Consider the following 12,140-nt stretch of genomic DNA (forward strand, 5'->3'; position numbering starts at 1 on the left):
GTTTATGAACGGGGGAGAGCTATGGGCTACCAATATACTGCAATTGGCGATTCCTTGACGACTGGATTTGGTGCTCTGCCAGGTAACGGTTTTGTACCGGTGTACCGTAGAATGGCAGAAGGGAGACTGCGGACAACTGTAGCCTCTACGAATTTAGGCGTGAACGGAATGACTACTTCAGAGCTGGAGCAGCGGCTGCGCGGAAATACCATGATGCGTGAGGCCGTTCGAGAAGCCGATATCATCACTGTGTCTATCGGTGGTAATGATTTGATTCACGCGGCCAAATCCGCAGCAAGACAGCAAGGGAACTTATCCGCAGAGCTGCGCAGATCGCTTCAGGAATGCAAACAAAATTTCTCTGCAATTATGAATATTCTCATACAATTGAAGGCGAGGACGCGTAGACCTTTTATCATTAGAATTGTGGGATTATATAATCCCTATCCTCAGGTGGTTGGTGCGACAGAGTGGGTCAGACAGTTTAATCAATACGCAGCACAGTACAGCAGTCGAGTCTGTGGATTTGCTTCAATTTACAGTGAGTTCGCAGGAAATGAGAGAGGGCTGTTATCCATTGATCATTTGCATCCGAATGGCCGGGGTTATCGCGTAATTGCCGAGAAGCTGGACGCGCTAGGTTATGGCGGGCTGGCTTAATTGGATTTAGGTCTTCTATAAAATATAAAGAGGCTGTGCCCTATCCGTTATGGTTAGAGCACAGCCTCTTTATATTTTTACTTTATAGCTTACACACCGCTAGGCAATGTCTTCTCGATTACTTTATCTACGATACCGTATTCAGCCGCGTCTGCAGCAGTCATGAAGTAGTCGCGATCTGTATCCTTCTCAATACGTTCTAGAGGTTGACCCGTACGTTCTGCTAGAATACGGTTCAGCTTATCGCGCAATTTGAGGATACGGCGGGCACGGATTTCAATGTCCGTTGCTTGACCTTGAGCACCACCCAGAGGCTGGTGGATCATGATCTCGCTGTTAGGCAGTGCAAAGCGTTTGCCTTTGGCGCCAGCGTTTAGCAGGAAAGCTCCCATGGAAGCTGCCATACCCACACAGATGGTGGAAACGTCTGGTTTAATGTACTGCATTGTATCAAAAATAGCCATACCTGCAGTAATGGAACCGCCTGGGCTATTCACGTAAAGGTGAATGTCCTTGTCAGGATCTTCGGCAGCCAAGAACAGCATTTGTGCGATGATAGAATTGGCTACCACGTCATTAACCTCCGTTCCAAGGAAAATGATGCGGTCCTTCAGCAGGCGGGAATAGATGTCATAAGCGCGCTCGCCGCGGTTGCTCTGTTCTACTACCATAGGAATATAACTCACGTGGAAAACCTCCTTGATATTGGTTCTTTAAATGTATTCATTTTTACTCTTGCCGTATTACCCACATGATAAACAAATTCAAACAAAAAGTCAAAGAAAGTCAAACTTATATTCAAAAAAAAGAGCCGACAAGCGGCTCTTTGGTTAAGTAGTAGTATAGGCACTACTAAATTATGTGCAAAAATGAAATTAATGGCGCGCCCGCCAAGAATCGAACTTGGATCTCAGGCTTCGGAGGCCTACGTCATATCCATTGGACCACGGGCGCAACAAAAATGATTATAATACAATTTTTACACAATTGCAATGTAATATTAATACTGGACAGGCGCTCTAGGGACAGGCATCGGGCGCTATATCTTTTTCTGACCTTATTCATGTATAAGAAGACAAGCGCTTGAGAATTCTACTCTCGGAAGACTTGCGCTTCGAGCAATATTTGGTTAGAATATGGGTGGGACTTAAAAAGTTTACCCGGGACGTTTTGAGACCATGAACAAGGGAATAGAGGAAGACGAAGTTGCAGGAGTGAAAGTATGCGTAATTTATTAGATATCCAAAAGCAGCTTCTGCCTGATCTCATGGAAACCCTTAAGAGACGGTACACGATTCTTCATCAGATCATGCTGTCCGATATTATTGGGCGCAGAACGCTAGCCGCTTCGCTAGATATGACTGAGCGGGTACTGCGTGCCGAGACGGATCTTCTGAAATCGCAAGGGCTTATTGAGATCGAGAGTGTTGGCATGCGCATTAGCGCTGCTGGACGTAGACTGCTTGATTTGCTAGAGCCGGTTGTTAAGAGCCTATTTGGTCTGGATGAGCTGGAAGAGAAAATTCGAGCAACGTATGGTCTGGATAAAGTTATTGTAGTACCGGGTGATTGTGAGTCATCGCCGTTCACCAAACGAGAGCTTGGCCGAGCGGGTGCGAAAGCGCTGCTGAGTATACTTCGCGCAGATGATACAGTTGCCGTCACAGGTGGATCGACGCTTGCCGATATGGCTGATCAACTGACACCGCCGTTGTCCCTTTCCTATAAGAACGCTTGGTTTGTTCCGGCGCGTGGAGGATTAGGAGAGAGTATGGAGATTCAAGCCAACACGATTGCCTCAACAATGGCAAAGCGGGTTGGAGCCAACTACCGGTTGCTGCATGTCCCTGATTTGCTTAGTGGGGATGCATACCAATCGCTGGCGCTTGACTCTAATATTGGAGAGATTGTACAAACCATCCGCAGTTCGCGTATTATTGTACATGGGATTGGGGATGCCATTGAAATGACCCGCCGCCGCAAACTGGACGAGGCTACAGTCTCGGAAATCCAGGGTGAAGGGGCAGTGGCCGAATCTTTTGGCTATTATTTCAATGAAGAGGGTCAGGTTGTCCATACCATGCTTACGATGGGTCTACGTCTAGAAGATATCATCCGGACAGAGAAAGTCATCGGTATTGCAGGAGGCAAACCCAAGGCCAAAGCCATTCATGCCATGCTGCGTTTCGGGCAGGAGAATATTCTCGTCACGGACGAGGCCGCCGCAGTAGAAATAGGCAAGGAAATTGACAATCAACTACAGCTATCTTCGTAGTTTTTAGATTGCAGGCAATAACATACTTCTTGCATCATACTTAACATTGTTGTCATGACAGACCTCACCGTCTGTTTTGAATAAATAAAACGAATTCTAGGAGGAACTATTCAATGAGTGTAAAAGTTGGAATTAACGGTTTTGGACGTATTGGACGCCTTGCTTTCCGCCGTATTCAAAATGTAGAAGGTATCGAAGTGGTAGCAATCAACGACTTGACTGACGCTAAGATGCTTGCTCATTTGCTTAAATATGATACAACTCAAGGTAAATTCCAAGGTGATGTTGAAGTGCATGATGGCTTCTTCAAAGTCAATGGTAAAGAAGTTAAGGTTCTTGCTAACCGCAACCCTGAAGAATTGCCATGGGGCGACCTAGGCGTTGATATCGTACTTGAGTGCACAGGTTTCTTCACAACTAAAGAAGCAGCTGAAAAACACTTGAAAGGTGGAGCTAAGAAAGTAGTTATCTCCGCTCCAGCTACTGGCGACATGAAAACTGTCGTTTACAACGTTAACGATGACATTCTTGATGGTACTGAGACTGTTATTTCCGGCGCATCTTGCACAACTAACTGCCTAGCTCCAATGGCAAAAGTACTGAACGACAAGTTCGGTATCGTTGAAGGCTTGATGACTACAATTCATGCATACACTGGTGACCAAAACACTTTGGATGCTCCACATGCTAAAGGTGACTTCAGACGCGCTCGTGCAGCAGCTGAGAACATCATTCCTAACACTACTGGTGCTGCTAAAGCAATCGGTCTGGTTATTCCAGAACTTAAAGGTAAATTGGATGGTGCAGCTCAACGTGTTCCAGTTGCAACTGGTTCCCTGACTGAGCTTGTAACTGTTCTTGATAAGAGCGTTACTGTTGAAGAAATCAACGCAGCAATGAAAGCAGCTTCCGATCCAGACACTTATGGTTACACTGAAGATGAAATCGTATCTTCCGACATCAAAGGTATGACTTTCGGATCCCTGTTCGATGCTACACAAACTAAAGTATTGACTGTTGGCGACAAACAACTGGTTAAAACTGTTGCTTGGTATGACAATGAAATGTCCTACACTGCACAATTGGTTCGTACTTTGGAGAAATTCGCTAAAATCGCTAAGTAATTGACTTGATATAAGCAACATCTATAGAGCGGAAACAGAAATTCCTTGTTTCCGCTCTTTCTAAATGTATTTCTTGTTTCCTGCTAGAAACAATTTTGGGTGTGGAGGAATTAATCATGAACAAAAAAAGCGTCCGTGATGTAGAAGTAAAGGGTAAGCGCGTATTTGTACGCGTGGATTTCAACGTACCTGTAGAAGACGGTAAAATTACTGATGATACTCGTATTCGCGAAACACTTCCAACCATTAAATATTTGATCGAGAACGGTGCAAAGATCATTCTTGCGAGTCATATGGGTCGTCCTAAAGGCGAATTCGTAGATTCCATGCGTTTGACTACTGCTGCTGAACGTTTGTCCGAGCTTCTTGGCAAACCAGTAGCTAAAGCTGATGAAGCAATTGGCGAAGCTGTAAAAGTAAAAATCGCTGAGCTAGGCGAAGGCGACGTACTTGTGCTTGAGAATGTTCGTTTCTACCCAGGTGAAGAGAAAAACGATCCTGAACTGGCTAAACAATTCGCTGAATTGGCTGATTTGTTTGTTAATGATGCGTTTGGTGCAGCTCACCGTGCACATGCATCGACAGAAGGTATCGCTCATTTCCTACCAGCTGTATCCGGTCTTTTGATGGAGAAAGAATTGTCCGTTCTTGGTAAAGCTCTTTCTAACCCAGAACGTCCTTTCACTGCGATCATCGGTGGTTCGAAAGTTAAAGACAAGATTGATGTTATTGATAACTTGTTGTCTTTGGCTGATAACGTCCTGATCGGCGGTGGATTGTCTTATACATTCACTAAAGCACAAGGCTTTGAAATCGGTAAATCACTAGTAGACAACGACAAACTTGACGTTGCTCTTGGATTCATCGAAAAAGCAAAAGCACTTGGTAAAAACTTCATGCTTCCAGTTGATGTTGTTGTTGCTGATAAATTTGGTGCTGACGCTAACACTAAGATCGTTGATTACAATGAAATCCCAGAAGGTTGGGAAGGACTGGATATCGGACCTAAGACTCGTGAACTTTATGCCGATATTATCAAGAACTCCAAGCTGGTTGTCTGGAATGGACCTATGGGCGTATTCGAAATCGATAAATTCGCTGAAGGTACACTTGCAGTAGCAAAAGCTTGTGCAACTACTGAAGGTTACACTGTTATTGGTGGCGGAGATTCCGCAGCAGCAGCAGAGAAATTCCACCTGGCTGATCAAATGGATCATATCTCCACTGGTGGCGGTGCATCCCTTGAGTTCATGGAAGGCAAGGCGCTTCCTGGCGTAGAAGCACTGAACGATAAGTAAGACCTAAGAAGGAGGCAACATAAGTCATGAGAACACCTATTATTGCAGGTAACTGGAAAATGTTCAAAACAGTTCCTGAAGCAGAAAGCTTTATTGCTGAAATTAAAGGCAAAGCAGAAGTAGAAGGCGTTGAGACTGTAATCTGCGCTCCATTTACTAACCTGCCTGCACTTGTAGCAGCTGCAAAAGGTACTAACATCAAGATTGGTGCACAAAACCTACACTTTGAGGATAACGGTGCTTACACAGGCGAGATCAGTGGTGTAATGCTAAGTGATCTTGGTGTGGACTATGTTATCATTGGCCACTCTGAGCGTCGTGCTTATTTTGGCGAAACGGATGAAATCGTGAATAAGAAAATGCATGCTGCATTCCGTCACGGAATTACTCCTATCGTATGTGTTGGCGAAAAGCTCGAAGAGCGTGAAGCTGATCAAACTAAAGCAGTATGTAAAGTACAAACTGAAGCTGCATTCCAAGGTCTTAGTGCCGAGCAAGCAGCAAAAGTTGTTATTGCATACGAACCTATCTGGGCTATTGGCACAGGTAAATCTTCCACTTCCCAAGATGCTAACGAAGTTATTGCATACATCCGCAGTCTTGTAAAAGATCTGTATGATGCAGCAACAGCTGAAGCTGTTCGTATTCAATACGGCGGCAGCGTGAAGCCTGAGAATGTAACTGAGTACATGGGCCAAAGCGACATCGATGGTGCGCTTGTTGGCGGTGCCAGCTTACAACCGGATTCCTTCGTTCAATTGGTTGAGGGGGCGAAGTAAGATGTCAGCTCCAAAACCCGTAGCTTTGATCATCATGGATGGTTTTGGTTTGCGTGGAACGACAGAAGGTAATGCCGTTGCTCAAGCCAACAAACCTAACTATGACCGTTACCTGAAACAATATCCTAACACTACACTCACTGCTTGCGGTGAAGCTGTAGGCCTTCCGGAAGGGCAAATGGGCAATTCCGAAGTAGGGCATTTGAATATTGGTGCAGGCCGGATCGTTTATCAGGATTTGACTCGTATCGATAAATCGATCCGCGAGGGCGAGTTCTTCGATAACGAAACCCTGGTTAGTGCAGTGAGAAATGCTAAGAACACTGGCAAAAAGCTTCACCTATATGCGCTTGTATCCGACGGAGGGGTACATAGCCATATTAACCACCTGTTTGCTATGCTTGACCTGGCTAAAAAAGAAGATATGCATGAAGTGTATATCCATGCTTTTATGGACGGCCGTGACGTAGCTCCTGATAGTGGGAAGAAGTTTGTCCAAGATCTAGTAGCTAAAATCGAAGAGGTTGGCGTGGGTACAATTGCAACGGTGTCCGGACGTTATTACGCAATGGATCGTGATAAACGTTGGGAACGTGTAGAGAAAGCCTACCGTGCTATGGTTTATGGTGAAGGCCCTAAATACACGGATGCTGTGCAAGCCATCACTTCATCTTATGAAAACTCGGTATTTGATGAATTCGTTGAACCTAGTGTAATTGTAGACAGTGAAGGCAAACCTGTAACGGCAGTAGAGAGCGGCGATTCCGTCGTGTTCCTCAACTTCCGTCCTGACCGTGCTATTCAATTGTCACAAGTGTTCACGAATCAAGATTTCCGCGGTTTCGACCGTGGTCCTTTGTTCCCGCAAAACCTGCACTTCGTATGCCTAACTACTTTCAGCGAAACGGTACAAGGTTATGTAGCCTACTCACCGAAGAACCTGGATAACACATTGGGTGAAGTGCTTGTTCAACAAAACAAGAAGCAACTGCGCATCGCGGAAACTGAAAAATATCCGCATGTAACCTTCTTCTTCAGCGGTGGACGTGACGAGGAGCTTCCTGGGGAAACCCGGATCTTAATCAACTCTCCTAAAGTGGCAACCTATGATCTTCAACCTGAGATGAGCGCATACGAAGTGGCTGCAGCCTGCGTAGCGGAAATCGAAGCGGAAAGACAGGATGCTATCATTCTTAACTTTGCCAATCCTGATATGGTTGGACACTCCGGCATGCTGGAACCAACAATCAAGGCTGTAGAAGTGACGGATGAGTGTGTGGGTAAAGTAGTGGATGCGGTTGTTGCCAAAGGTGGCGTTGCCATTATTATCGCTGACCATGGTAATGCAGATATGGTATTTGACGAGAACGGTCGCCCGTTCACAGCTCATACAACCAATCCTGTTCCGTTCATCGTGACTACTGAGAATGTTGTATTGCGTGAATCCGGTATTCTTGCAGACGTAGCACCAACAATCCTAGATTTGATGGGACTTCCTCAACCTGCGGAAATGACCGGACAATCCATGATTGCTAGCCGTAAGTAAGGTAAGGTATAACGCCTTTGATTTTAAGCTATACAAGTAAGACCCAAAACAATGTTAAAAGGAGATTAACTTACATGACTATTATTTCTGATGTATATGCTCGCGAAGTCCTTGACTCCCGTGGTAACCCTACAGTAGAGGTTGACGTTTATCTGGAATCCGGTGCTAAAGGCCGCGCTATCGTTCCTTCCGGCGCTTCCACTGGTGCTCACGAAGCTGTAGAACTTCGTGATGGCGACAAATCCCGTTACATGGGTAAAGGCGTTCTGAAAGCTGTTGAGAACGTAAATGAAATCATCGCTCCAGAAGTTATCGGTATGGACGCTCTTGACCAAGTGGGCATCGACAAATTGATGATTACTTTGGACGGAACTCCTAACAAAGGTAAATTGGGTGCTAACGCAATCCTAGCTGTATCCATGGCAGTAGCTCGTGCAGCTGCAGCAGCTTTGGATATTCCTTTGTACGTATACCTGGGCGGATTCAACGCTAAAACTCTTCCAGTACCAATGATGAACATCATCAATGGTGGTGAGCATGCGGATAACAACATCGACGTTCAAGAGTTCATGGTTCTTCCTGTAGGCGCTCCAAGCTTCAAAGAAGCTCTTCGCACAGGTGCTGAAATCTTCCACAACTTGAAATCCGTACTTCAATCCAAAGGCCTGAACACAGCTGTTGGTGACGAAGGTGGTTTCGCGCCGAACCTTGGTTCGAATGAAGAAGCAATCACTACAATCATCGAAGCTATTGAAAAAGCTGGTTACAAACCAGGTGTTGACGTATTCTTGGGTATGGACGTTGCTTCCACTGAGTTCTACAAAGACGGTAAATACACCCTTGCTGGCGAAGGTAAATCTTACACTTCCGCTGAGTATGTTGACCTTCTTGCTTCATGGGTTGAAAAATATCCTATCATCACAATCGAAGACGGTATGTCCGAAGACGACTGGGATGGCTGGAAATTGCTTACTGAAAAATTGGGCGACAAAGTCCAATTGGTTGGTGACGACTTGTTCGTAACTAACACTGAGCGTCTTGCAACAGGTATCGAAAAAGGTATCGGTAACTCCATCTTGGTTAAGGTTAACCAAATTGGTACATTGACTGAAACTTTTGATGCTATCGAAATGGCTAAACGTGCTGGTTACACAGCAGTTATCTCCCACCGCTCCGGTGAATCCGAAGATAGCACAATCGCTGACATCGCTGTTGCGACTAATGCTGGTCAAATCAAAACAGGTGCTCCTTCCCGTACAGACCGTGTTGCTAAATACAACCAATTGCTTCGCATCGAAGATGAGTTGGGTGAATTGGCTCAATACAACGGCCTGAAATCCTTCTACAACCTCAAAAGATAATCTGCTTTTATAGCAGACTTCTAAGACCCGCCGTTATGGCGGGTCTTTTTTATGATTTGAAGAAGATAGACTTCAATAGGTTTATCCTTATCTTGCAAGAAAAGCTACGACTTAACAGTCTAAGCTGTTGTATTACCGACAGCGCTATGATAAAATAAGAATACTGTTTATGTATCGTGATAACCTAAATTACCATAGATAGTGATGCTTAGGCGTAGGAGGTGGAAGTGAATGGATATCTTTTTGAAAGTTGTGCTCCTGATTTTTTCCGTCGGTCTTATTGCGGTGGTTCTTCTGCAAAAGGGGAAAAGCGCGGGTCTTTCCGGTGCCATCTCTGGCGGTGCTGAGCATCTCTTTGGTAAAACAAAAGCTCGTGGTATGGAGCTCGTACTACAACGTGTAACTGTTGGACTTGCTGCTGGTTTCTTTATCATGGCGATTCTAGCTGCAGTTCTAATCGACTAAAAGATCTACCGTAAGCCCTCGCTCTGTTCTAAATGGAATAGAGCGGAGGCTTTTTTGTTATATTAAAAGGAGTTAAAAAGCACCTAAGGGTGCTTTTCTTTTCATATTCGCAAAGAAAAAGGCTGGATCGATAGGAAGTAAACCTGAAGTCGGCATGGATGTATTTCAGCATTTAAAGGAAATTTTGTACTGTGTTAACCTTTGGATGACAGTAACAGGGATGCGCAGGATTGATTTCGTGTATACTAGGGTATGAAGTAGTAAAGGTAAAATTTACTTGGCATTACTGCAGGGCAGGACAAGATATACATATTTGCCAGCGGCTTGAAGCCGCGGAGGGCTGGGGTGACGAACATGATAACACAAGAAATATTACTCGATTTCATGCGGGAAACTGCATATAAACCAATGACTTATGAAGAGCTGGTGAGTCATTTTGCTCTAGAGGATAGCGAAGGGTTTAAAAAGTTCGAGGAGCTGCTGATTGAATTAGAGCAGGATGGAAGAATTGTATTGACCCGTACTGCACGTTATGGCGTGCCAGAACGGATGGATTTGCTGCGTGGACGTTTACAAGCACATGCGAAGGGTTTTGCTTTTCTAATCCCGGATGATCGTGATCATCCTGACGTATATATCCATGCAAATGATCTTAAGGGAGCTATGAATGGCGATATCGTTCTGATTCGTATTACCTCTAAAAGTCCGTCCGGCGGACGTATGGAAGGCGAAGTAGTACGCATTGTAAAACGTGGCGTGTTGCAGACGGTAGGTGTATTTCAGAACCTGGAGACCTATGGTTTTGTGCTGCCTGATGATAAGCGGATTAATCGTGATATTTTTATTCCGAAGCAATCCTTTAAAGGTGCTGTTGATGGTCAAAAGGTCGTTGTGCGTATTGTGAGTTATCCGGAAGGCCGAGCAGCGGCAGAAGGTGAAATTATTGAGATTCTCGGACATAAGGATGATCCGGGTGTTGATATTCTTTCCATTATCCGCAAACATCAATTGCCTGAGGCATTTCCAGCTGAAGTGATGGATGAAGCCGATGGTGCTCCTGATTCAATTACAGAAGAGGAGATTGCGGAGCAAGGAAGACGCGACCTGCGCGGACTGAACATTGTTACGATTGATGGCGAAGATGCTAAGGATTTGGATGATGCGGTAAACGTACAGCGCTTGGAGAATGGACATTACAAGCTGGGCGTCCATATAGCAGACGTAGGTTATTATGTGCGTGAAGGCTCTGAGCTGGATAAAGAAGCCTATGACCGCGGTTGTAGTGTGTATTTGGTAGACCGGGTTATTCCGATGCTGCCGCACCGTCTATCGAACGGGATTTGCAGCTTGAATCCACAGGTAGACCGTTTAACAATGTCCTGTGAAATGGAATTTAACGAGCAAATGAAGGTTGTGAAGCACGATGTCTTTACGAGCGTGATTCGCACCAAAGAGAGAATGACTTACTCCAATGTTCGTAAAATTCTCGAAGACGAAGATCCAGAGCTGCTGGAACGTTATAGTCCACTAATTGACGATTTCCGCCTCATGAAAGAATTGGCGATGAAGCTGCGCGATGCGCGGATGCGCCGGGGTGCGGTTGATTTTGATTTTGAAGAGAGCAAAATCATCGTGGATGAGAACGGCAAGGCTGTAGATATCGTGAAGCGTGAGCGTTCTGTAGCTGAACAGATTATCGAGGAGTTCATGCTGGCGGCAAATGAAACAGTAGCTGAACATTTCCACTGGTTGAAGGTTCCGTTCCTTTACCGGATTCACGAAGATCCAGACCCAGAGAAGCTGCAGAATTTCATGGCTTTTGCGGCCAATTTCGGATATCACGTCAAGGGTCGTGGCAATTCGGTTCATCCACGTGCTTTGCAGGATTTGTTGGAGCAAATCCAAGGCACAAAGGAGCAGACGGTCATCAGTACGATGATGCTGCGTTCTATGAAGCAGGCAAAGTATGATGCGGAGAGCACGGGTCATTTCGGACTGGCTGCGGAATACTATTCTCACTTCACTTCTCCGATTCGCCGGTACCCCGATCTGGTCATTCACCGCGTAATGCGTGAAGTGATTGAGAATGGAGGGGCACTGACCCAGAAACGGCATGATTATTTGTCTAGCCGGATGCCTGACATTGCTCAGCAGTCTTCGGAACGCGAGCGTGTGGCGGTAGAAGCTGAGCGCGATACGGAGCAGCTGAAGAAAGCAGAATACATGCAGGATAAAGTAGGCGAGGAATTCGAGGCTATGGTCAGCAGTGTGACCAGCTTCGGAATGTTCATCGAGCTGGATAATACCGTCGAAGGTCTTATTCGTCTCAGTGCAATGAGCGACGATTATTATCATTTCGACGAAGGTCATATGGCGCTCATTGGCGAGCGCACATCGCGTGTGTTCCGCATTGGTGACGAGGTGAAGATCCGAGTCGCCAAAGTAAATATGGATGACCACACGATCGATTTCGAGTTGGTCGACATGAAGCCACGCGCGCCAGGCGAGCACCGCGGCGGTGGCTTTGCAGGCGGCCGCGGAGGCAAGGGCGGCCGTTCGGGTGGCGGCTTCATTAAGCCGGCCGGGGGTAAAGGCGCCGCGGGCAAGGGACGCGGCGGTAAAGGCAAGCCCG

At 45.8% G+C, this 12,140-nt stretch carries 10 protein-coding genes and 1 tRNA gene; 9 read left to right on the forward strand and 2 right to left on the reverse strand.

Annotated features, from left to right (window positions below; all coding sequences use genetic code 11):
- The first annotated feature begins 21 nt into the window (after positions 1 to 21).
- A complete protein-coding gene (locus MHH60_RS24100; RefSeq protein ID WP_076135283.1) occupies positions 22 to 660 on the forward strand; it encodes a GDSL-type esterase/lipase family protein in 639 nt (212 codons plus the stop codon).
- 89 nt (positions 661 to 749) lie between these two features.
- Here MHH60_RS24100 and clpP read toward each other — a convergent pair whose 3' ends face one another.
- Both clpP and MHH60_RS24110 read right to left on the reverse strand, forming a co-directional pair.
- On the reverse strand, positions 750 to 1,346 hold the full coding sequence (clpP, locus tag MHH60_RS24105; RefSeq protein ID WP_036687113.1) for an ATP-dependent Clp endopeptidase proteolytic subunit ClpP: 597 nt from the start codon (positions 1,344 to 1,346) through the stop codon (positions 750 to 752).
- Positions 1,347 to 1,539: 193 nt separating this feature from the next.
- Positions 1,540 to 1,614, reverse strand: a tRNA-Arg gene (locus tag MHH60_RS24110).
- Positions 1,615 to 1,882: 268 nt separating this feature from the next.
- Here MHH60_RS24110 and MHH60_RS24115 point away from each other — a divergent pair.
- From MHH60_RS24115 to rnr, 8 genes are all read left to right on the forward strand, one after another.
- Positions 1,883 to 2,935 carry a sugar-binding transcriptional regulator gene (locus MHH60_RS24115; protein WP_036687118.1) on the forward strand — a complete coding sequence of 351 codons (1,053 nt, stop codon included), beginning with the start codon at positions 1,883 to 1,885 and terminating at the stop codon, positions 2,933 to 2,935.
- A gap of 113 nt (positions 2,936 to 3,048) precedes the next feature.
- Positions 3,049 to 4,059 carry a type I glyceraldehyde-3-phosphate dehydrogenase gene (gene gap, locus MHH60_RS24120; protein ID WP_036687120.1) on the forward strand — a complete coding sequence of 337 codons (1,011 nt, stop codon included), beginning with the start codon at positions 3,049 to 3,051 and terminating at the stop codon, positions 4,057 to 4,059.
- Positions 4,060 to 4,175: 116 nt separating this feature from the next.
- The gene (locus MHH60_RS24125) at positions 4,176 to 5,357 is read left to right on the forward strand and encodes a phosphoglycerate kinase (RefSeq protein ID WP_076135284.1); all 1,182 of its coding nucleotides are present in this window, start codon (positions 4,176 to 4,178) and stop codon (positions 5,355 to 5,357) included.
- A 26-nt stretch (positions 5,358 to 5,383) separates the two neighbouring features.
- On the forward strand, positions 5,384 to 6,136 hold the full coding sequence (gene tpiA / locus MHH60_RS24130; protein ID WP_036687124.1) for a triose-phosphate isomerase: 753 nt from the start codon (positions 5,384 to 5,386) through the stop codon (positions 6,134 to 6,136).
- A gap of 1 nt (position 6,137) precedes the next feature.
- A complete protein-coding gene (gpmI, locus tag MHH60_RS24135) occupies positions 6,138 to 7,682 on the forward strand; it encodes a 2,3-bisphosphoglycerate-independent phosphoglycerate mutase (RefSeq protein WP_036687125.1) in 1,545 nt (514 codons plus the stop codon).
- Positions 7,683 to 7,756: 74 nt separating this feature from the next.
- Entirely contained in the window at positions 7,757 to 9,043 is a 1,287-nt protein-coding gene (gene eno, locus MHH60_RS24140) for a phosphopyruvate hydratase (RefSeq protein ID WP_036687130.1), read from the forward strand.
- A 231-nt stretch (positions 9,044 to 9,274) separates the two neighbouring features.
- Entirely contained in the window at positions 9,275 to 9,508 is a 234-nt protein-coding gene (gene secG, locus MHH60_RS24145) for a preprotein translocase subunit SecG (protein WP_036687153.1), read from the forward strand.
- A 354-nt stretch (positions 9,509 to 9,862) separates the two neighbouring features.
- On the forward strand, positions 9,863 to 12,140 hold a 2,278-nt coding region (rnr, locus tag MHH60_RS24150; RefSeq protein WP_341161167.1), incomplete at its 3' end, for a ribonuclease R.

Source organism: Paenibacillus sp. FSL H7-0716, assembly GCF_038002705.1.
Lineage (GTDB): Bacteria > Bacillota > Bacilli > Paenibacillales > Paenibacillaceae > Paenibacillus_AQ > Paenibacillus_AQ odorifer.

What these genes read in the sequence shown, in the direction of transcription:
- secG (WP_036687153.1), top strand. Translation starts at nt 9,275, where the DNA reads ATGGATATCTTTTTGAAAGTTGTGCTCCTGATTTTTTCCGTCGGTCTT.
- MHH60_RS24125 (WP_076135284.1), top strand. Translation starts at nt 4,176, where the DNA reads ATGAACAAAAAAAGCGTCCGTGATGTAGAAGTAAAGGGTAAGCGCGTA.
- gap (WP_036687120.1), top strand. Translation starts at nt 3,049, where the DNA reads ATGAGTGTAAAAGTTGGAATTAACGGTTTTGGACGTATTGGACGCCTT.
- eno (WP_036687130.1), top strand. Translation starts at nt 7,757, where the DNA reads ATGACTATTATTTCTGATGTATATGCTCGCGAAGTCCTTGACTCCCGT.
- gpmI (WP_036687125.1), top strand. Translation starts at nt 6,138, where the DNA reads ATGTCAGCTCCAAAACCCGTAGCTTTGATCATCATGGATGGTTTTGGT.
- MHH60_RS24100 (WP_076135283.1), top strand. Translation starts at nt 22, where the DNA reads ATGGGCTACCAATATACTGCAATTGGCGATTCCTTGACGACTGGATTT.
- tpiA (WP_036687124.1), top strand. Translation starts at nt 5,384, where the DNA reads ATGAGAACACCTATTATTGCAGGTAACTGGAAAATGTTCAAAACAGTT.
- MHH60_RS24115 (WP_036687118.1), top strand. Translation starts at nt 1,883, where the DNA reads ATGCGTAATTTATTAGATATCCAAAAGCAGCTTCTGCCTGATCTCATG.